The following is a 19,314-nucleotide window of genomic DNA, read 5'->3' as shown; positions in this document are numbered from 1 at the left end:
CCAGCCCAAGCCCATCCGCTCGTTGGTTGGCCAACAACATCGCGCAATCGGGGGCAGGGAGCAAGCGCCGTGGTTGCAGGCGCCGTGGTTGCAGGCGTTGTGGTTGCAGGGGGCGCTTGGCAAGGCGGGGACTTCGTGGTTTGGTTGGCAAATGACCGACCAACCACTCGTGATGGTGCTCAACGGCCCCAACCTCAACCTGCTGGGCAGCCGGGAGCCGCAGATCTATGGCAGCGACACGCTGGACGATATTGCCTGCCGGCTGGAAGCACAGGCCGCCGGGCTGGGGCTGAGCGTGGATATCCGCCAGTCCAACCACGAAGGCCACATCGTCGATTGGCTGCACGAGGCCGGCGCGCGCGGGGCGCTGGCAGTACTGTTGAATGCCGGCGCGCTCACCCACACGTCGATCGCCATCCATGATGCCATCAAGGGCATCAGCGTGCCGGTGATCGAAGTGCATCTTTCCAACCCGCATGCCCGGGAGGAATTTCGCCACACCAGCTTTGTGGCGCGCGCCGCCAAGGGCAGTATTTCCGGTTTTGGCGCGGCATCCTACACGCTGGCGCTGGACGCGGCGCATGCTTTGCGGCAGTAACCCGGGCTTCATCTGGGGCAAAAGGCGGAATCATCATGCCTGACAACACTGGAATCATCGTCGACACCGGCCTGGTGCGGGAACTGGCCGAACTGCTCGACGCCAGCAATCTGACCGAAATCGAAGTCAAGGATGGGGAGCGAACCATCCGCGTTGCCCGCACGGCCGCCGCCGTGACCATGGCGGCCGGCCCGGCTGGCTATGCCCCGGCCAATTACGCCCCATCGCCCCCGGCAGGCGGCTGGCCTGCACCGCCGACCGCTGCTGCGCCCAATACGGCGCCGGCTGCTGGCAGCGATGATATCCGCAATCACCCCGGCATGGTGAAATCGCCGATCGGCGGCACCGCCTATCGCAGCCCCGAACCGGGCGCGGCCGCCGTCATCACCGACGGCGCCAGCGTGGCGTCAGGCGAAACGCGGGTGATCATCGAAGCCATGAAGGTGATGAACCCGATCGTTGCGCCCAAAAGCGGTATCGTGAAGGCCATATTGGTGAACAGCGAGCAACCGGTGGAATATGACCAGCCGCTCGTGATCATCGAGTAAGTGCCTGTGTTCAAAAAAGTCCTGATCGCCAACCGGGGCGAAATCGCGCTGCGCGTGCACCGTGCCTGCCGCGAAATGGGCATTCGCACAGTTGCGGTGCACTCCACCGCCGATGCCGATGCCATGCACGTGCGGCTGGCTGATGAAGCCATCTGTATCGGGCCGCCGTCGGCCACCGACAGCTATCTCAACATCCCGGCAATCATTTCGGCCGCCGAAATCGCCCAGGCCGATGCCATCCACCCCGGCTATGGCTTCTTGTCCGAAAACGCACGTTTCGCTGAAATCGTGCAGGAACACCGCATCACCTGGATCGGGCCGGATCCGGAACATATCCGCAAGATGGGCGACAAGGTCGAAGCCAAGCGCACCGCTGCCGCCCTCGGCCTGCCGCTGGTGCCCGGCAGCGACGGCCCGATCCACAGCATGGAGGAAGCCCTCGCGGTTGCTGAAATCATCGGTTACCCGGTGCTGGTCAAGGCTGCGTCGGGCGGCGGTGGCCGCGGCATGAAGGTGATCCCCGATGCGGCCAGTCTGCCGTCGCTGGTGAGCCAGGCCAAATCCGAAGCCAAGGCCGCTTTCGGCGACGATACGGTGTACCTTGAAAAATATCTGTCCGAACCGCGCCACATCGAATTCCAGGTGTTCGGCGATGGCCAGGGCGGCGCAGTCCACATGGGCGAGCGTGATTGTTCGCTGCAGCGCCGTCACCAGAAGGTGCTCGAAGAAGCCCCGTCGCCAGCGTTGAGTGCCGCCGAGCGCGCGCGCATGGGCGAAGTGGTGCGGGAAGCGATTTCCAAGCTGAAATATCGCGGCGCCGGCACCATCGAATTCCTGTGGGAAAATGGCGAGTTTTTCTTCATCGAGATGAACACCCGTCTGCAGGTGGAGCATCCTGTCACTGAAGCCATCACCGGGATTGATCTGGTGCGTGAACAGATTCGCGTTGCCGCCGGCATGCCGCTGAGCGTGACGCAGGATCAGATCCATTTCGAAGGCCACGCCATCGAATGCCGCATCAACGCCGAAGATCCGGCAACCTTTGTGCCGTCACCTGGCCGCGTCACCGAATTCCACCAGCCCGGCGGCCTGCACGTGCGGGTCGATTCGGCGCTGTATGATGGTTATCGCATCCCGCCTTATTACGATTCGCTGATCGCAAAGCTGATCGTTTATGGGGCCAATCGCGATGAATGCCTGATGCGCCTGCGCCGGGCGCTGGAAGAATTCGTCATCAACGGCCCGAAAACCACGATCCCGCTGCATCAGGCGCTGATCGAGGATCCGGATTTCCAGAACGGCGATTATACAATCAAGTGGCTGGAACGCTGGCTGGCAAAGAAGGCGGCGGACGCTGCGGACGCAGGCTGAGGGCCTTTTCGGCGGGCCCTTTTCGGCACGGTCTGATCGGCGCATGTTCCTGCCGTGACCCGCTCGCTTGTTCACCGCCTCGATCCCGACATGCTGCTGCGCGCCTATGCCAGTGGCATATTCCCCATGGCCGAACGTGCCGACAGTCCGGACGTGTTCTGGGTTGAACCGCGCCGGCGCGGGGTGCTGCCGCTGGACGGGTTTCGCTTGCCGAAAAGCCTGGCCAAAACGCTGCGCCAGGAGAAATTTCGCTTCACCGTCGATCACGCCTTTGCCGATGTGCTGGCCGCCTGTGCGGAGCCGGTTCCAAGCCGCAGCGAGACGTGGATCAATCCGCTGATCGCCGAGGCGTATGTGGCCCTGCACGCGCGCGGCCAGGCGCACAGCGTGGAGGCGTGGTGTGCTGACGGCGAACTGGCAGGCGGACTGTACGGCGTGCGGCTGGGCGCGGCATTTTTTGGCGAATCAATGTTCACGCGTACGCGTGATGCCAGCAAATGCTGCCTCGCCGCCCTAGTCGCGCGGCTGCGGCTGGGCGGTTTCCGGCTGCTCGATACCCAATTTATCACCAGCCATCTGGCCGGCTTTGGCGCCGTGGAAATTCCGGCGCGTGAATACCGCACTCAGTTGAGTGCGGCGCTTTCGGGCACGGCGGGCGATTTCTTTGCCGGCGATGATGGTGCATTGCTCGGTGGCGTTCGGGGTGAAGGTCCATCCGGGAAGCGCATTGTGCAGCTTTTGAGCCAGACGTCGTAGCGCGGGTGCGCCATGACATTCAGGCTGGGGCTTTCCGCATAAAGCCAGCCCGAAAACACCCGCCGCACCTGGCCGGCCAGCCGTTCATCGACCTGCAGGAACGCGCCCTGCAGCTTTGGCCACTCCCACGGCGGCGTCGTCTCGCAGGTGCGCGCCGTGATGCGGATGCCGGCGAAATCGATCATCTGCCCGGGTTTGAGCGTCAGGAAGCGGGTTTGCCCGGTGCGCTTGGCGAGTGCTCCGACAACCAGCACGCGCTCGTTTACTGGGGTGACAGCGGCCACACGAGGTGGCGCTGCGCGGGCCGGAGCCGGAGCCGAAGGCATGGCCGGTGTCGGCGGCTCCTGCGCCATTGCGCCCACAGCAATCAGCCCGACCATGGCAAAGCCCGCCAACGCCAGCAGCTTATTTTGCTGGCGCATCGCTGCCCGGCTTTTCTGGTGCCGGCGCATCGCCGCCGGAGCGATTCACGACGCTGCCGATCAGGCCCATCAAGTCGGGCGCGCCCGAGGTTTCGATGATCTCGCCGCCGTCTTTCAGCATGTCCGCTTCGGCGCCCGGCGTGAGCGCCACATAATTGCCGCCCAGCAGGCCTTCGGATGTCACGGCGGCCGACGAATCGACCGGCAGGCGAAGTCCGCGATCGACCGACAGGCGCAGCACCGCTTGATAGCTGGTGGGGTCAAGTTCCAGCCCGACCACTTTGCCAACCTTCACGCCCGACATCTTCACATCGGTGCCCAGCGTGACCCCGCCGATGTTGGGAAAGCGCGCGGTGAGCACGGCGCCATCATTGCCTTCGCCGGCACCGGTGCGCGCCCAGGCAAAAGCAACGAAGCCGGCGGCAAGCAGCACGACCAACAGGCCGATCAGCGCTTCGACCAGATGCTCCTTGAGGGTGGCGCCCATATCGGCGGCGTCAGGCGTCGGGCGACCAGGCGCGATAATCGCCCGTGGTCGCTGCGCGCTGCCCGCCGGCCAGCAGCCCACCGGCCGGGCTGTGCGCCAGCTTGGTGCCAGTGGCGTTGGGCGTCCATTCGCGTTCCCAAACGCGGGTCACGAGCGGCTTGGCCGATGGCGGCTCGCTCACCGTCTTGTGCATCCACAAATGCCATTCCGGCGGGATGCGCGTGGCTTCGGGTTCGCCGTTGTAGATCACCCAGCGTTTTTGGGCGGCGCCGGTGCCGGTGCGGTAATAGATGTTGCCCTGATCATCGCGGCCGACTTCCTCGCCGTTGCGGGCGGTGAAGATGCGGGTGCCAAGGCCGGGGCCATTCCACCAGGTAAAGATCATCTTGAGCACAGACACGAAAGGGGGCTCCTTCGGGTCACCCAAAACACATTTTGCAGCAACCGCGCAACCCCGGTGATGGCGGATAGGCGAGGGCCGCAAAAGCCGCTAACGCAACGGCATGGCAATAGGCTTCAAAGCGACCGCTGCGTGAACCGCGCGCTGGCCTTCATTTTTATCACCGTGCTGATCGATGCGATCGGCTTTGGCGTGGTCATCCCGGTGTTTCCGCAACTGATCATGGGATTGACCGGGCGCAGCCTCGCCAGCGCAGCCGAAGTTTCGGGCTGGATTGCCTTCATGTACGCCGCCATCCAGTTTTTGATGGGGCCGGTGATTGGCGGGCTTTCGGATCGGTTTGGCCGCCGCCCGGTGTTGCTGGCCAGTCTGGCGGCGTTTGCCGCGGATTATGTGGTGATGGCGTTTGCGCCAACCCTGTGGTGGCTGGTGGCGGCGCGGGCCGTTGCAGGGATCACAGGGGCAACCTTTCCCACCGCCTATGCCTATATCGCGGATGTGACGCCCCCGGAAAAACGCGGTGCAAATTTCGGCATCATCGGCATGGCGTTCGGCTTTGGTTTCATTATCGGGCCGGCGCTGGGCGGCTTTGCCGCGCGCTGGGGCCACGAAGTGCCGTTCCTGGTATCGGCAGGCCTCGCGATGGCGAATTTCATCTATGGTTTGTTTGTGCTGCCGGAATCGCTGCCGCGCGAACGGCGGCGCGCGTTTGAATGGCGGCGGGCCAATCCGGTGGGCGCGCTGATGCGGCCGAAATCGGCGCATCCTGTGGTGCTGATGCTGGCCGCCACCGTTTTCATCTGGACGCTGTCGTACCAGTCGCTCTATTCGATCTGGTCCTATCACGGGCAGCAGCGTTATGGCTGGACGCCGGAACAAGTGGGGTGGAGCCTGGCTGCCATCGGTGTCACCGGCGCATTCGTGCAGGGCTTTCTGGGCCGCCGGCTGATCCCGCGCTTTGGCCAGATGCGCATCATCCAGTTTGGATTGCTGTCGGCGGTGGCGGGCTACAGCACCTACACGCTCGCTGATGATGGCTGGATGGTGTATCTCGGCATTGCGCTGTCGGCCTGCCAAGGGCTGGTGTTCCCGTGCCTGCAGGGCCTGATGTCGGCGGAAATGGGCCAATCCGAACAGGGCGAACTGCAAGGCGCGGTGGCGTCGATCCAGAGCCTTTCGGCGATCATCGGCCCGCCGTTGATGACCACGACGTTCAGCTGGTTTTCCGGCAATGGTGCCCCGGTTTATGCGCCCGGCGCGCCGTTTGCGCTGTCGCTGGTGTTTGTCGGACTGACGGCGATCATGTTCTTCCGGGCCATGGGCAGCCGGCGCGTGGTGCCAGCCGAGTGATCAGCCGCGCGCCTGGAACCACGGGGTCATCCGGGCGATCGCTTCGTGTATCTGCGGCGTGTCGGCCGCAAAGCTGAACCGCATGAAGTGGTGGCCGTCCACCGGGTCGAAATCGTAGCCCGGCGCAGCGGCCACCCCGGCTTCCAGCAGCAATTGTTCGGCCAGCGCCATCGCATCATCCGTCAGATGGCTCACGTCGGCCCAGATATAAAAGGCGCCATCGGGCGGGGCGATTTTCGTGAGGCCCATCGCCGGCAGCGCATCCAGCATCAATTGGCGGTTGGCGGCGTATCGGGTGATGTGGGTTTCAAGCTCGTCCACGCAGTCCATCGCCGCCAGTCCCGCATGCTGGGACAGGGTGGGGGCGGTGAGGAACAGATTGCCCATCCGCGCCCGCGCGGCATCCAGCAGATCATCGGGCGCCACCAGCCAGCCCAGCCGCCAACCCACCATGGAAAAATATTTGGAAAAACTGTTCACCACCAGCGCGTCCGGGGCATATTCGAGTGCACTTGCCACCGGACCAATGAAAGAAAGGCCGTGGTAAATCTCGTCGGAAATGATGCGAATATTGCGCGCGTTGCACACCGCAGCAATGGCCGCCATTTCAGCCGCCGGGATGATGGTGCCGGTGGGATTGGCCGGGCTGGCGATGATGACGCCGGCCGGCGCCGGATCAAGCGCGGCAAGATGCGCCGCCGTGACCTGGTAACGGCTATCGGGCCCGCAGGCGATTTCCTGAACCTGCATGCCCAGTGCCCGCACATTGTTTCGGTAGGCAACATAGCCGGGCCGGGCCATCGCAATCAGATCGCCGGGGCGAAAGGCCGACGTGAGCGCCAGCACCAGCGCCGGCGACGCGCCGCAGGTGAGGATGATGCGTTCGGGCGCGACGTGCACGCCGTGGCGGCTCTGGTAGAGCCCGGCAATGCGCGCTTTGAGCGGTTCGGATTCCCAATAGCTGCCGGGATCGCTCGCCAATACTTCGGCGGCGCGGGCGATGGCGGTGGCGGGCGCGCCGGTAGAAGGCTGGCCGAATTCCATGTGGATGATGCTGCGCCCTTCCGCCTCCAGCCGGCGGGCAAGGCGCGACAGGCGAATGGCGTGGAAAGGTTCGACAGGGTCGGCGAGAGCCGGAGTGTGCATCATCGCGGCGCGATAGCGGCTTTCGGCCAGATTTGCACGTCCGTTGCGCCGGGCGCGTGTGGCTGGCACAACGGCCGGGATGATCCGTTTTTTCCTGTTGCTGCTGTGTGTGTCCGTGTCGGCGCTGTCTGCGCCGCGAGTGTCTTTGGCCGTCCCGGTGGCCGCCGCTGCCGATCTGCGGCTGGCGTTGCCGCCGCTGGTGCGCGCCCATGAAGCAAGAGGCGGCCAGCGCTTCAATTTGTCGTTCGGTTCGTCGGGCCAGATGGTGCAGCAGGTGCTGAACGGCGCACCGTTTCAGTTGTTGCTGCTCGCCGATGCCAGCCATGCCGATCGGCTCGTGTCGGCGCGGCCGGGCGCGGTGCGGCGGCCTTATGCACTGGGCCGGCTGGCGCTGGTGGCCACAAGGGCCAGCGGGGTAAAGGATCTGGCCAGCCTGAGGGCCGCCATCCTGGCTGGCCGTGTGCGCCACCTCGCCATCGCCAATCCAAACCATGCACCCTACGGCGCGGCGGCGCTGGCCGTGCTGGCCGGGCTGGGTTTGGCCGATACCGCGCCGCTGGTGTTGGGGGAAAATGTGTCTCAGGCGTTGAGTTTCGTGACCAGCGGCGCCGCCGAGGCCGGGCTGGTGGCGCTGCCACTGGCGCGTTATGCGGGCGGCGGCCTCATCGTGGTGCCGGTGCCGCCCGCGCTGCACCCGCCGCTGGTGCAAACACTGGTGCTGATGCCCGGCGCCAGCCCGGCCGCACGCGGGCTGGCGGACCGTCTGACCGGGCCGAAGGGCCGCGCTGCGCTGTTGAAGGCCGGGTTTGGCCTGCCGTGAACGAAGCTGATCTGACGGCGCTTCGATTGTCGCTGGTGCTGGCGGCGGCAACCGTGGCGCTGCTGCTGCCGATTGGGCTGTGGCTGGGCCACTGGCTCGCGGTAACGCGCTGGCGCGGCCGCCCGTTGGCCGAAGCGCTGCTGATCCTGCCGCTGCTGTTGCCGCCCACGGTGGTGGGGCTGGCGCTGCTGGTTGGTATCGGGCCGGGCAGCGTAATCGGGCGCGGTTGGGCGGCGCTTACTGGCGGGCAACTGGTGTTCAGCTTTGCCGGCATTCTGGCCGCGTCTGTGCTGGTGAACCTGCCGCTGATGGTGCAGCCGGCGCAGCGCGCGTTCGAGGCGGTGGGCGACGATTTGCGCGGCGCGGCGGCCAGTTGCGGGCTGTCGCCGCTGCGGGCCTTTGCCAAGGTGGAACTGCCGTTGGCGTGGCCCGGCCTTGCCACCGGCGCCGTGCTGGCCTTTGCCCACACGTTGGGCGAATTTGGCGTGGTGCTGATGGTGGGCGGCGCCATCCCAGGCGAGACCGCAACGCTGTCCCTCGCCATCTACGACCGGGTGCAAGCCTTCGACATGGCGGGCGCGGCGCGGCTGGCGCTGCTGCTGCTTGGCATCAGCCTGATGGCCATCACGCTGCTGTTTTTGCTGGGGCGTAAACGTGGTTGAGGGGCTGTCCGTTTCCCTGACGCAGGCCGGCCCCATGGCGGTGGCGGCCAGTTTCGTCGTGCCGCCCGGGCAGACGCTGGCATTGGTCGGGCCATCGGGAGCTGGAAAATCGAGCATCCTCAAGGCGATCGCTGGCCTGCTGCCGGCCGCCGGGACAGTGCAGGTGGGCGCAACGTGCTGGCACACCGGAGCGGCGGGCCTGCCGGCCTGGCAGCGCCGCGCGGGCTTGGTGCTGCAGGGCGGCGGCCTGTTCCCGCACCTTGATGCGCTGGCCAACGTGATGATTGCGCAAACCCGGCCTGATCGCGATGCCGCGGCAGCGCTGCTGGCGGCCATGCAGATGGACGGCGCGGTGATCCGCCGCCGCCCGGCGCAGCTTTCGGGCGGCGAGCAGATGCGCGTCGCCTTGGCCCGCGCGCTGGCCCGCGCGCCGGAAGTGCTGCTGCTTGATGAGCCGTTTGCCGCGGTCGATCCGCCGGTGCGCCGGGCGCTGGTGGCACTGGTCGCCAGCGTTCGCCAGCAAAGTGCCGCGCCGATGATCATCGTCACCCATGATCTTGGCGAAGCTGCCGGCATTGCCGATCTTGCCGCCTTCCTCGATGGCGGGCGCGTTGTCGAACAGGGAGCCGCCGGGCGCGTGCTGGCCGATCCCGCCAGCCGGCTCAACCGATGGCTGCAAGGCGGCTGAAGGATCGCCACTGCCTCGGCGTGGGCCGGCGGCGATGCGCCAAAGTAGTGCTTGAAAGCCTGAAGAAGCTGTAAATATTACATAAAAGTCATATTGTGAAGATTTTTTGCAACTGTGCGGTGGATAATGGCCTGCGTCGCGGCCGGAAATGGCCAGGCCGTTTGTGACAGCCGAATTACAGCATAGCATGTTCTGTAGCGACCGCTGGGGAGCGGCTGCAACCAATCATGGGGAAATAATAATGACAAATCCGAAGAATTCTCGTGCAACACGTTTCATGCTCGCTGGCTCCGCGCTGCCGATGCTGGCGCTCGCGCTGGCCGCAGCAGTGCCCGCCGCCGCACAGACCGCGCAAGCCAGTGCCGACGAAACGAAGGGTGATGAAAAAGTCATCATTGTCGTCGGCACCCGCCGCACCGACCGCTCGATTCTCGACAGCGCTTCGCCGGTCGACGTGGTGGGCGCAGCCGAATTGGCCACGCAGCCTGCATCCAACGTGCTTGATGTTATCAGGGCGCTGGTACCGTCTTTTTATGTTGGCCAGAACGCCATTTCCGATGCGTCCACGTTTGTGCGCGCGCCGTCGCTGCGCGGCCTTTCGGCCGATGAAGTACTGGTGCAGCTGAACGGCAAGCGCCTCAACCGTTCGGCGCTGGTGCAGGTGTTCACCGGCGGTGATACCGCGCTGTCGTTCGGCAGCCAAGGCGCCGACGTCTCCACCATCCCTGCGCTTGCCATCGGCAGCCTGCAGATCCTGCGCGACGGCGCCACTGCGCAATATGGTTCCGATGCCATTGCCGGCGTGATGAATTATGGCCTGCGCGAAAATGCCGGGCTGGAAGTCGTTGCGCGGTATGGGCAGTTTTATCGCGGTGATGGCGAAAGTTATCAGATCGCGGCCAATGCCGGCGTCAAGCTGGGCGATCGCGGTTTCATCAACCTCACCGGCGAATACACCGACGACGGCGGCACCGTGCGCAACGCAACCCGGCCGATCGCGCTGATCTTTGCCCAGCAAAACCCCGGCCTCGCCAGCCAGCTGCCGAATTTCCCCGGTCCGGCGCAGATCTATGGCTCGTCGCCGGGCTTTGCCTACCGTTTCCTGCTCAACAGCGCCTATGAACTGACGCCGGAAGCCAAGCTTTATTTCATCGCCAATTATTCGCACCTGAAGGCCGATCAAAGCTTCAACTATCGTTCCCCGATCAGCGCGGCCAACGTGCCGGTTGTGGGCGGCACCGCCAATCTCAATGCCAACTCGGCCTTTGCCAATCCGATCTTCCTTACGCCCTGCCCGGCAAGCGCCGGCCTGCTCGGCTGCCCCACCGGCGGCTTCGTGAGAGACAGCAACACCTTCAATTTCACCAGTGTCTATCCGGCCGGCTTCACGCCGCGCTTTGTGGGGGTGACCGATCAGTATTTCGGCGTGCTCGGCATCAAGGGCAGGCTCGATAGCGGGTTCACCTACGATCTTTCGGGCACCATTGCGCGCAACTCGATCAATCTGTCGATGTATGGTTCGCTCAGCCCGTCGTTCGGCCGAGCCTCGCAGACCAGCTTTGAATTTGGCAAGCTGATCCAGGAAGAACAGAACCTCAACGCCGATTTCACCTATCCGCTCGAAGCCGGCCTCGCCAGCCCGATCACCCTTTCGGCCGGAGCGGAATATCGCCGCGAAACCTACACGCAGACCGCCGGTGACGTGCAATCCTATGCTGCCGGGCCGTTCGCCGTGCAAAATCTTTTCCGCCCGGTCGTTGGTGGAGGCGGCATCACCACCTATGTCGCCGACGGCCAGGTGACCAAACCGGTCGGCGCTTCGGGATATGGCGGTACCAGCCCGACCTTTGCCGGCCAGCGCAGCCAGCAAAGCTATGCCGTCTATGCGGGGGCAGAAACCGATATCACCGAAACGTTCAGCGTTGGCGCGATGGGCCGTTACGAAAAATACAACACGTTCGGCAGCGCCTTTGTGGCCAAGGGCAATTTCCGCTGGGAAGTGGCCGACATGTTTGCAATCCGCGGCACCGCCGGCACCGGGTTCCACGCACCGTCGCCGGGCCAGAACAACACTGCCATCCTCACCACGACGTTCGTGGCGGGTGATCAGGTGCAGGTCGGCACTTATCCGGTCACCAGCAACATCGCGCAATATTATGGTGCACGTTCGCTGCGGCCGGAACGTTCGACCAACTTTGGTTTGGGCTTCGTGTTGACGCCCACCGATGCGATCAGCCTGACGGTTGATGCCTACAGCATCAAGGTGACCAACCGGATCGGCATCAGCCAGAATTTCAGCGTTTCGGCTACCGATCTCGCTCGCGAGCCGGCGCTGCAGGCGGTGGGCCTGGGCGGTGCGGTGAACTATTTCACCAACGGCTTCGACACCCGCACCCGCGGCATCGACGTGATTGGCAGCTGGCGCGGTGACCTGGTTGGCGGCAAGGCTGGCGCCACGCTGGCCTACAACTACAACAAGTCCACGGTGCCAAGGTTTGATCCGAACGTTATCGGTGCCGCCCAGATCGTCAACATCGGCAATCTGGCGCCCAACCACCGCGCCAACCTGACGCTCACCTGGAACAGCAACGGCTTTGGCGTGACGTTGCGCGAGGCCTATTATGGTTCGTGGCGTGAAGAGGTGGGCTATCCCGGCCAGCTGTTCGGTGCGCGCTTCACCACCGATCTCGACGTGAGCTACACGTTCCTTGAAAATTACACCGTGTCGGTGGGCGCATCCAACCTGTTCAACACCTATCCTGACCGGGTGGCAAACTCGCCGGACAACCGGATTTTTCTGTCCACCAACAGCCTTGGGGATGGACAGATCTATCCCAACGCCGGCGGACCGTTCGGGTTCAACGGCGGCCTGTGGTATGCCCGCATCCGCGTGAAATACTGATCGTCGCCGCTTGGAAATTTCGGAAAAGGGGGCCGCGCGGCCCCCTTTTTTTGCATTCAGACCAACGCCGCTGCCAGCACCACGTAGCGACCGCCTTTGGCCAGCGTCACCAGCGCCAGGAACAGCGGAAAGGGGGTGCGCGCCGCGCCAGCAAGAACGGTGAAACCATCGCCGATGATCGGCATCCAGCTCAGCAGCAGGCTCCACACCCCGAACCGGTTGAACCATTCCGTGCTGCGCTCCCACCCGGCGGCCGACAGCGGGAACCAGCGGCGGTGGCGGAAACGGTCGGCGCTGCGGCCCAGCCCGTAATTCAGCACCGCCCCGCCAACATTGCCGGCCGTGGCCACCGCCACCAGCAACCACGCCGGTTGCTTTGCCGCCAACAGCAACGCGGCCAGCACGATTTCGGATTGCGCCGGCAGGATGGAGCCCGCCAGGAATGCGCTGGCGAACAATCCAGCGAGGGCAGGGGAGTCGGCCGGGACCATGGGGAACTCAAGCCTCGCCGCCGCGCGCCGGAGGCCCGGATTGGCGCAGCGCTGACAATTTTGAAGTGGCGGAGTCGGAGGGATTCGAACCCTCGGATCCAGTTACCCAGATCGGCAGTTTAGCAAACTACTGGTTTCAGCCACTCACCCACGACTCCGAGCAAGACGGCGGCTATAGCCATGCAGTGCAGGGCTTGGCAACAGGCTTTCGTGGCTGGCCCCCGCCGGCGCGGCCCGATAGGATGCGGCAGCAGCTCAGCCCCGGTTCAGGCTGGCCGGACAAATGGTTGGGTCAGATGACGGCGAGGAATGATCTGATGCAGCTGATGATGGTGCGGGCGGTGATGATGGCCATGACCGGGCTGCTGGCGGCGGGACCGGCAGCGGCGCAAGCAGCGCAAGCGGCCCCAATTCCAGCAGAAGCCCCGGCCCCGGCCCCGGCCCCGCCGCAGCCCAATCCCGGATACGCCGAAGACGATGTGCTGGGCGCAGCTGAAGGCGTGTTCGGCAAGGGTGCCGAAGGCCTGGCGGAGATCGTCCGCAAAACCTTCAAGGATCGCGGCCAGCCCAATGCCTACATTGTGGGGCGCGAAGCCGGCGGCGCCTTCATCGTGGGTGTTCGTTATGGTGCTGGCACGCTGTATCACAAGGTGGAAGGCGAGCGCCGGGTGCACTGGACCGGGCCGAGCGTTGGCTTTGATATCGGCGGCGATGGGTCGAAAGTATTCGCACTGGTGTATAATCTGAACGACACCGAAGACCTGTATCGCCGCTATCCGGCGGCCGAGGGCAAGGCCTATCTGATTGGCGGATTCACCGCCAATTACCTGCAGCGCGGCAATATCGTGATCGTGCCGATCAAGCTGGGCGTGGGCTGGCGGCTTGGCGTCAACGGCGGTTATCTGAGATTCTCCAAGAAGGGCAAGATTCTGCCCTTCTGAACCTCAACCTGGCCCGGCGATGCCCACGGCCAGTTCCAGCCAGATCAGAAATCCGGCGGCCAGCGCGGCGCCGGCCGCGGCCAATCGCACCTTGCCGTACAGGCGCGCCGCGCCTTCAAGGGCTAGGCCAACCGCGCCCAAAATCAACGTAGCGGCGAGGAAATCACCCGGCCCCCAGATCATCTCGCTGCTGAACTGCATGGCGATCGCCGGAAGCAGCAGCAGCGCGGCTGCGAGGCTCCAGCCCGTTTTGCGCAGCGTGGACGTGGAAAAGGTCATCGGCATCTCCTGCGGTTCAACATGCGCTTGCTGGCGCTTTCAAGCAATCGCGCCCAGCAGCGCCTCGCCGGAACCGACCCGGCGGACGTTTTCCACCAACCGTTCAAGGATGCGGCGGTTGATGTCGGGGTTGCTCCACGACACGTGCGGGGTGATGCGGCAGCGCGGGTGGCCCTGCAGGCGGTGGCCGGGCGGCAGCGGCTCAGGGTCGGTCACATCCAAGCTGGCCCACAGCCGGCCCTGGTCAAGTTCAGCCAGCAGTGCATCCTGATCGATCAGGCCACCGCGTCCGACGTTGACGATGTGGGCGCTGGCCTTCATCCGCGCCAGCCGATCGGCGTTCAGCAGATGCTGGGTGGCCGGCGTGATCGGCGCGGCCAGCACCAGATGATCGGCGCGCGCCACCACCTCGTCCAGCGGCGCGGTGCGGATATACGCATCGGGCGACGGCGCGGTGCTGGCGCGAGCCGCGATGATCTCCATGCCGAACGCATGGGCGTATTTGCCAACCTGACGCGCGATATTGCCCAGCCCGATCAGGCCCAGCGTGCGGCCATGCAGGGCGGCCAGCGGCTGATCGATGAATTGCGTGCGTTCCGGCCAGTCTTCGCCGGCGCCCAGCGTTATCGTGGCCAGTTGCTTGGCGTGCGCCAGCATCACTGCCAGCGCATATTCACCGATGGGGATGGCGGTGGTACCCGAAGCACTCGCCACCAGCGGGGCTTCGAACAGCCACGGCGGATAATCATCGGCACCGGCGCTGGCCAATTGCACCAGTTTCACCTGGCCCGGCCAGCCTTCCGGGCGCGGGGCGTGGTTGGCCTCATCGCGGTCGTGGCCCTGGCCGTGCAGCACGAACAGCACATCGACATCGGTTGGCAGTGCCCAGCGCGTTTCCTGCGGAATGTGGGCGGCTGATGTGACGCCGGGCATGGCAGCCAGCATGGCCGACATCGGCGGTGCAAATTGGTGGGCGATGCGCATCTTGTCCTCCCCTTTGCCCTCCCCTAGCCGGATGCGCGGCAGCCCGCTACAGGGCGAACCACATTCAATTTGCCACGAGGACAACATGGCCAGCATCACCGTTATCACCCGCGACGGACAAAGCCACGTGCTGCCGGCCAATCCTGGCATGAGCGTGATGGAAATCATCAAGGATGCCGGCATTGCCGAACTGCTGGCGCTGTGCGGCGGCTGCTGTTCCTGTGCCACCTGCCATGTGCATGTTGCAGCTGACGATATGGCCCGCACCGGCCCGGCATCGGCCGACGAGGCAGACCTGCTGGATTCGTCCGATCACCTGACACCGGCCAGCCGCCTGTCGTGCCAGATGGCTTTCACTCCGGCGCTCGATGGCCTGACCGTCACCATCGCGCCGGAGGATTGAGGCTGCCCGTGTCGGCCAAGGTCGCGGCCGCGCTTGAAACCCAGGCGCGCTTCTGCACCGCGCTGGGCGCGCCTTTCACCGGAGCGCTATGCCGGGTGCTGGCGGGCACTGTGCCGCCCGCCAGCCTGACCGGTCAACGGCTGGCGCAGTGGCCGGGGGAGCCGATGACCGACGCGCTGCCCATGCGTCTGACCGGCGCGCTGCATTGGCTGGTGCGCAGCGGCCACGCGGCGGCACTGGCGGCGCTATATCCGCCAGTGCCGCTGCCGGACGACGCAGCGCTGGCGGCCGTATTGGCGGCCCTGATCGCCGAACCGGCCAGCGATGCGTTCATTGCCGCCTTTCTGGGCAGCCCACCGCAAACCAACGAGGTTGGCCGCGCTGGCGCGTTGATGCCTGGCCTTTTGTGCGTGGCGGCTGCGACCGGCCTGCCACTGGCCTTGTTTGAACTGGGTGCCAGCGCCGGGCTCAATCTCAATATGGATCGTTTCGCGTGCGATTTGGGCGGCATTGCGGCTGGCGATGCGGCCAGCGCCGTCAAGGTGCGCCCGTCATGGCAGGGGCCACCGCCGCCTGCTGCGACCATCCGTGTTATCAGCCGGCAGGGTGTGGACATTGCCCCGCTTGATGCTGCTGACGATGCCGTGGCGCAGCGGCTGATGGCCTTCATCTGGGCCGATCAACCCGATCGGCTGTCCCGCACCGAAGCCGCCATTGCGCTGGCGCGCCAGTACCCGCCGCCATTGGCGCAGGGCGATGCCGCCGACTGGTTGGAGCGCCAGGTATTGCTGGCCGATGGCGCGGCGACAATCGTCTATCACAGCATCGCCTTTCAATATTTCCCGCCGGTCAGCCAGGCTCGCATCCGCGCCCATCTCGGCGCGCTGGGTGCTGCCGCCAATCCGGCACGGCCGCTGGCCTGGTTGCGGCTGGAAATGGACGATCCCGCCAACCCGGCGCAGCCCGCCATCCGCCTCAGCCTGTGGCAGGGCGGCGCCGTGCAGGAAACGCTGCTGGGCCATGCCCATGCGCATGGCACGTTCGTGCAGTGGGCCGGGTTGTGAGGCTTGTCCTTGCTTCGGCCAGCCCGCGCCGGCTCGATCTGCTGGCGCGGTTGGGGCTGGTGCCCGACAGGGTCGATCCGGCCGATATTGATGAAGCCGCGGCGGCGGGAGAAACCCCGCGCGATCATGCTCGCCGGCTGGCCAGCGAAAAGGCAGCGCTGGTTGCTGCGCGCCATCCGGGCAGCGTGGTGCTGGCGGCGGACACGGTTGTTGCCGTGGGCCGCCGCATCCTGCCCAAGGCCGAAGACGAAGCCACCGCGCGCGCCTGCCTCGCGCTATTGTCAGGCCGCCGCCACCGGGTGTTGACCGCAGTTGTCGTGATCGACGCAGCCGGCCAGCGCCGCGAACGCTTGAGCGAATCGGTCGTGACCTTTCAGCGCCTGACAGCGGCCGACACCGATTGGCTGATCGGGCGCGGCGATTGGCACGGCAAGGCCGGCGGCTATGCCATCCAGGGCGCCGCCGAAGCCTTTGTGCGCGCGCTGTCGGGCAGTTATTCGGGCGTGGTCGGCCTGCCGCTCAGCGATACGCGGCTGCTGCTGATCGCGGCCGGCTGGCGGCCGTGACAGCGCTCGTGGAGGCTGCCCCGGGTGCGGCCCGCGCGCTGGTGCTGGCCGGAGACGCCGTTCTGGAAGCGCATTTCGCCCGTACCGATGATCCGTTGCCGGTCGGCCTGATTGCTCCGGCCCGGCTGGCCAGCCGCAGCGGCGGGCATGGTGCAGGGCGGGGCGTGGTGGTGATGGCTGGGCACGAAGCGCTGCTGGAACCCGCCCCAGCCGATTGGCCGGAAGGTCAGACACGGCTGGCCGAGGTGCTGCGCCCGGCCCGCCCCGATGGCGTGCGCGACAAGCAGGCCCGGGTGGCGGTGCACGCAGGCCCGGCGCGGCCTGCCCCCGACCTGGCGGCGCGCATTGCCGCTGCTGGCCATGCGGCGGTTCTGGTGCCGGCTCACGGGCCTGATCAACTGGCCGAAGCCGGCTGGTACGCTGTGGTGGAAGAGGCGCTGTCGGGCCGGGTTGATTTTGCCGGTGGCCGCTTGCTGGTGGCCGATACGCCGGCGATGCTGGTAATCGATGTGGACGGAAACGGCGATCTGGCCCGCCTGGCCGAAGCCGCCGCACGCGCCGTTGCCGCGCTGATCCGCCGCCACGGCATCGGCGGCCCGGTGGTGGTGGATTTCCCGTCGCTCGGCGGCCGCGGGCCGCGCGCAGTGATCGATGCGATATTGGCGGAAACCCTGCCGCAGCCGTTTGAAAAAACCGCGATGAACGGCTTTGGCCTGGTGCAGATTATCCGCCCGCGCCGGCAGCTCAGCCTGATGGAAGAATCGCGCCGGCCGGGCTTTGCTGCACTCGAATTGCTGCGCCGGGCCATGCGGCTGGTGGGCGCAGTGCGTATCGAAGCGTCGCCGCGCGTGATCGACTGGCTGGCAGCACGCCCGGCGCTCACCGATGAATGTGCGCGGCTGACAGGCGGGGCGGTGGCGCTGCGGGCCGATAATGGGGCAGGGAGGGGACATGTCCAGCACGTCTGATTCGCGCGCCCGCGCCTGTGTCTATTGCCGCAAGGCCCCGGCTGCGGCGGCCTTTCGCCCGTTCTGCAGCGAGGGCTGCCGCAGCCGCGATCTCAACGCCTGGCTGTCCGATCGCTATGTTGTGCCGGCCGGCAGCGAGGATGACGAACTTTCTGCAACGTCCCCGCTGGACAACGGCGACGAGGCTGGCTAAACGCCCGCTTCCCATGCGGCTCACCCAGCCGCCTGATGAACATGGGCCCGGGTAGCTCAGGGGTAGAGCAGGGGATTGAAAATCCCCGTGTCGGTGGTTCAAATCCGCCCCCGGGCACCATCTTTTCAGTCATCGATGCGTCGGACTGGCTGGAACTCAAGAACTGAAGTGGGTCGCCGACTTTACTTGCGTCTGAACCGTTGAGGGCTGGCTGTATGTGGCTGCCGTGATCGACCTGTTCTCGGGCCGGGCCTTGGGCTGATCGATGAGCGCGATGATGACGGCGCAGCTCGTCACTGACGCGCTGATGATGGCGATCTGGCGCCGGGGCAAGCCTGCCGCCTTGCTGCATCATTCGGGCCAAGTCAGCCAATAGACCAGCGAGCAGTTCCAGCGACTGATGGCCGACAACGGCGTCACCTGTACGATTAGCCGTTCAGGCAATGTCCGGGACAACGCAGTTATGGCGAGCTTCTTCCTGGCGCTGGAGACCGGGCGGATGGCGCGCACAATCCGTTGCCCGCAAAACCAAGCAAAAGCCGAGGTGTTCGATTCCATCGAACGCTTCTACAATTCCGATCGTAGGCATTCGATCTTGGGGTATCTCAGCCCCATCGACTTCTAGCGGCATGCTGAAGTGGTCTCACCTCGTGTCCATCAAACCGGCAGCAGCCCCACTTAGCAATCGCGCGGGACTGTGCAGATGAAGCGAGCCACCTCTCATTAGGATGCGAAAATCATGCCGAATTTGTTCAGTCCCTACACTCTCAAAGGAGTGACTCTGCGCAACCGTATCGCGATGTCGCCGATGACGATGTACCGGTCCCAGGACGGACTGATGAACGACTATCATATGATGCTGCTCGGCTCTCGCGCAGCGGGCGGATTTGGTCTGGTATTCCCCGAGCAGTTGGCAATCACTGCTGATGGACGAACAAGCGTCACCTGCGCTGGCATTTACGATGATGCCCAGCTTGATGGGCTATCGCGCGCCACGGCGATGATCAAATCCATGGGGGCTGTGCCGGCCATCCAGCTTGGCCATACCGGGCGCAAGGGCAGCAGTTTGCAGCCCTGGGAGGGCGGTGCCCAACTTTCTCCCGATCACCCTGACGGGTGGCAGGTGACCGGCCCGTCGGCTGTTCCGTACGGCGGAAAGTACACCCATCCAGTTCATCCATTATCGCGCGCGGAAATCAGGCAACTTCACAAGGATTATGCGTCTGCAGCCAAACGAGCCCATCAAGCGGGCTTCGAGTGGCTCGAACTGCATTT

Annotated in this window: 21 protein-coding genes, 2 tRNA genes and 3 pseudogenes; 18 read left to right on the top strand and 8 right to left on the bottom strand. The window is 65.2% G+C overall.

Annotated elements, in window-relative coordinates:
* The first annotated feature begins 151 nt into the window (after nt 1-151).
* From aroQ to aat, 4 genes are all read left to right on the top strand, one after another.
* Entirely contained in the window at nt 152-598 is a 447-nt protein-coding gene (gene aroQ, locus ACESL8_RS02345) for a type II 3-dehydroquinate dehydratase (protein ID WP_372915547.1), read from the top strand.
* A gap of 35 nt (nt 599-633) precedes the next feature.
* A complete protein-coding gene (gene accB / locus ACESL8_RS02340; protein ID WP_372915545.1) occupies nt 634-1,146 on the top strand; it encodes an acetyl-CoA carboxylase biotin carboxyl carrier protein in 513 nt (170 codons plus the stop codon).
* Between the two features lie 6 nt (nt 1,147-1,152).
* Nucleotides 1,153-2,517: an acetyl-CoA carboxylase biotin carboxylase subunit gene (gene accC, locus ACESL8_RS02335; RefSeq protein ID WP_372915543.1), complete on the top strand. Its 1,365-nt coding sequence runs from the start codon at nt 1,153-1,155 to the stop codon at nt 2,515-2,517.
* A 90-nt stretch (nt 2,518-2,607) separates the two neighbouring features.
* Nucleotides 2,608-3,273 carry a leucyl/phenylalanyl-tRNA--protein transferase gene (aat, locus tag ACESL8_RS02330; RefSeq protein ID WP_372915588.1) on the top strand — a complete coding sequence of 222 codons (666 nt, stop codon included), beginning with the start codon at nt 2,608-2,610 and terminating at the stop codon, nt 3,271-3,273.
* Nucleotides 3,274-3,308: 35 nt separating this feature from the next.
* On the opposite strand, the pseudogene ACESL8_RS02325 reads toward aat, so the two are convergent.
* The 3 genes and pseudogenes from ACESL8_RS02325 to ACESL8_RS02315 all read right to left on the bottom strand — a co-directional run.
* Nucleotides 3,309-3,458 (bottom strand): annotated as a pseudogene (locus tag ACESL8_RS02325) (DUF2155 domain-containing protein); the annotation flags it as partial.
* A gap of 220 nt (nt 3,459-3,678) precedes the next feature.
* Complete coding sequence (gene mlaD, locus ACESL8_RS02320) at nt 3,679-4,182, bottom strand: outer membrane lipid asymmetry maintenance protein MlaD (RefSeq protein ID WP_372915541.1); 504 nt, start codon at nt 4,180-4,182, stop codon at nt 3,679-3,681.
* Nucleotides 4,183-4,192: 10 nt separating this feature from the next.
* A complete protein-coding gene (locus ACESL8_RS02315; protein ID WP_372915539.1) occupies nt 4,193-4,582 on the bottom strand; it encodes an NADH:ubiquinone oxidoreductase subunit NDUFA12 in 390 nt (129 codons plus the stop codon).
* Between the two features lie 132 nt (nt 4,583-4,714).
* Between ACESL8_RS02315 and ACESL8_RS02310 the strand changes: the two genes are divergently transcribed.
* Complete coding sequence (locus tag ACESL8_RS02310) at nt 4,715-5,932, top strand: TCR/Tet family MFS transporter (protein WP_372915537.1); 1,218 nt, start codon at nt 4,715-4,717, stop codon at nt 5,930-5,932.
* On the opposite strand, the gene ACESL8_RS02305 is transcribed toward ACESL8_RS02310, so the two are convergent.
* A complete protein-coding gene (locus ACESL8_RS02305; protein WP_372915535.1) occupies nt 5,933-7,081 on the bottom strand; it encodes a pyridoxal phosphate-dependent aminotransferase in 1,149 nt (382 codons plus the stop codon).
* A gap of 76 nt (nt 7,082-7,157) precedes the next feature.
* On the opposite strand from ACESL8_RS02305, the gene modA reads away from it, so the two are divergent.
* The 4 genes from modA (at nt 7,158) to ACESL8_RS02285 (ending at nt 12,150) form a co-directional block, all read left to right on the top strand.
* Complete coding sequence (gene modA, locus ACESL8_RS02300; RefSeq protein WP_372915533.1) at nt 7,158-7,898, top strand: molybdate ABC transporter substrate-binding protein; 741 nt, start codon at nt 7,158-7,160, stop codon at nt 7,896-7,898.
* A complete protein-coding gene (modB, locus tag ACESL8_RS02295) occupies nt 7,895-8,560 on the top strand; it encodes a molybdate ABC transporter permease subunit (RefSeq protein ID WP_372915531.1) in 666 nt (221 codons plus the stop codon). The genes modA and modB overlap by 4 nt, the downstream gene beginning before the upstream one ends.
* Nucleotides 8,553-9,248, top strand: coding sequence for an ATP-binding cassette domain-containing protein (locus tag ACESL8_RS02290; protein ID WP_372915528.1), 696 nt, complete (start codon nt 8,553-8,555; stop codon nt 9,246-9,248). Before modB ends, ACESL8_RS02290 begins: the two co-directional genes overlap by 8 nt.
* A gap of 277 nt (nt 9,249-9,525) precedes the next feature.
* Nucleotides 9,526-12,150, top strand: coding sequence for a TonB-dependent receptor plug domain-containing protein (locus ACESL8_RS02285; RefSeq protein ID WP_372915525.1), 2,625 nt, complete (start codon nt 9,526-9,528; stop codon nt 12,148-12,150).
* Nucleotides 12,151-12,206: 56 nt separating this feature from the next.
* Here the strand turns inward: ACESL8_RS02285 and ACESL8_RS02280 are convergent, their stop codons facing one another.
* Together ACESL8_RS02280 and ACESL8_RS02275 are read right to left on the bottom strand one after the other, a co-directional pair.
* On the bottom strand, nt 12,207-12,641 hold the full coding sequence (locus ACESL8_RS02280) for a YqaA family protein (RefSeq protein ID WP_372915523.1): 435 nt from the start codon (nt 12,639-12,641) through the stop codon (nt 12,207-12,209).
* Nucleotides 12,642-12,707: 66 nt separating this feature from the next.
* Nucleotides 12,708-12,799: transfer RNA gene (locus tag ACESL8_RS02275), tRNA-Ser, on the bottom strand.
* Nucleotides 12,800-12,985: 186 nt separating this feature from the next.
* On the opposite strand from ACESL8_RS02275, the gene ACESL8_RS02270 reads away from it, so the two are divergent.
* A complete protein-coding gene (locus tag ACESL8_RS02270; protein ID WP_372915586.1) occupies nt 12,986-13,582 on the top strand; it encodes a DUF1134 domain-containing protein in 597 nt (198 codons plus the stop codon).
* A 3-nt stretch (nt 13,583-13,585) separates the two neighbouring features.
* Here ACESL8_RS02270 and ACESL8_RS02265 read toward each other — a convergent pair whose 3' ends face one another.
* Nucleotides 13,586-13,861 (bottom strand): hypothetical protein, encoded by a 276-nt coding sequence (locus ACESL8_RS02265; protein WP_372915520.1) that lies wholly within the window; start codon nt 13,859-13,861, stop codon nt 13,586-13,588.
* A 39-nt stretch (nt 13,862-13,900) separates the two neighbouring features.
* On the bottom strand, nt 13,901-14,845 hold the full coding sequence (locus tag ACESL8_RS02260) for an NAD(P)-dependent oxidoreductase (protein ID WP_372915518.1): 945 nt from the start codon (nt 14,843-14,845) through the stop codon (nt 13,901-13,903).
* Nucleotides 14,846-14,930: 85 nt separating this feature from the next.
* Here ACESL8_RS02260 and ACESL8_RS02255 point away from each other — a divergent pair, with 85 nt between their 5' ends.
* The 8 genes and pseudogenes from ACESL8_RS02255 to ACESL8_RS02220 all read left to right on the top strand — a co-directional run.
* Complete coding sequence (locus ACESL8_RS02255) at nt 14,931-15,248, top strand: 2Fe-2S iron-sulfur cluster-binding protein (RefSeq protein WP_372915516.1); 318 nt, start codon at nt 14,931-14,933, stop codon at nt 15,246-15,248.
* Between the two features lie 8 nt (nt 15,249-15,256).
* Nucleotides 15,257-16,312 carry a DUF2332 domain-containing protein gene (locus ACESL8_RS02250; RefSeq protein WP_372915514.1) on the top strand — a complete coding sequence of 352 codons (1,056 nt, stop codon included), beginning with the start codon at nt 15,257-15,259 and terminating at the stop codon, nt 16,310-16,312.
* Nucleotides 16,309-16,878 (top strand): nucleoside triphosphate pyrophosphatase, encoded by a 570-nt coding sequence (locus ACESL8_RS02245; RefSeq protein WP_372915512.1) that lies wholly within the window; start codon nt 16,309-16,311, stop codon nt 16,876-16,878. Before ACESL8_RS02250 ends, ACESL8_RS02245 begins: the two co-directional genes overlap by 4 nt.
* Nucleotides 16,875-17,846 (top strand): ribonuclease E/G, encoded by a 972-nt coding sequence (locus ACESL8_RS02240; RefSeq protein ID WP_372915510.1) that lies wholly within the window; start codon nt 16,875-16,877, stop codon nt 17,844-17,846. Before ACESL8_RS02245 ends, ACESL8_RS02240 begins: the two co-directional genes overlap by 4 nt.
* Entirely contained in the window at nt 17,830-18,039 is a 210-nt protein-coding gene (locus ACESL8_RS02235; RefSeq protein WP_372915508.1) for a DNA gyrase inhibitor YacG, read from the top strand. The genes ACESL8_RS02240 and ACESL8_RS02235 overlap by 17 nt, the downstream gene beginning before the upstream one ends.
* Nucleotides 18,040-18,084: 45 nt before the next feature.
* Nucleotides 18,085-18,159: transfer RNA gene (locus ACESL8_RS02230), tRNA-Phe, on the top strand.
* A 46-nt stretch (nt 18,160-18,205) separates the two neighbouring features.
* Nucleotides 18,206-18,664: pseudogene (locus ACESL8_RS02225) on the top strand (DDE-type integrase/transposase/recombinase); the annotation flags it as partial.
* Nucleotides 18,665-18,778: 114 nt separating this feature from the next.
* A pseudogene (locus tag ACESL8_RS02220) lies at nt 18,779-19,314 on the top strand (NADH:flavin oxidoreductase/NADH oxidase); the annotation flags it as partial.

Source organism: Sandarakinorhabdus sp. (assembly GCF_041689835.1).
In the GTDB taxonomy this organism is placed as follows: Bacteria; Pseudomonadota; Alphaproteobacteria; order Sphingomonadales; family Sphingomonadaceae; genus Sandarakinorhabdus.
Note: the sequence above shows the minus strand (reverse complement) of the source record. Positions and strands in the feature narration are given on the sequence as shown.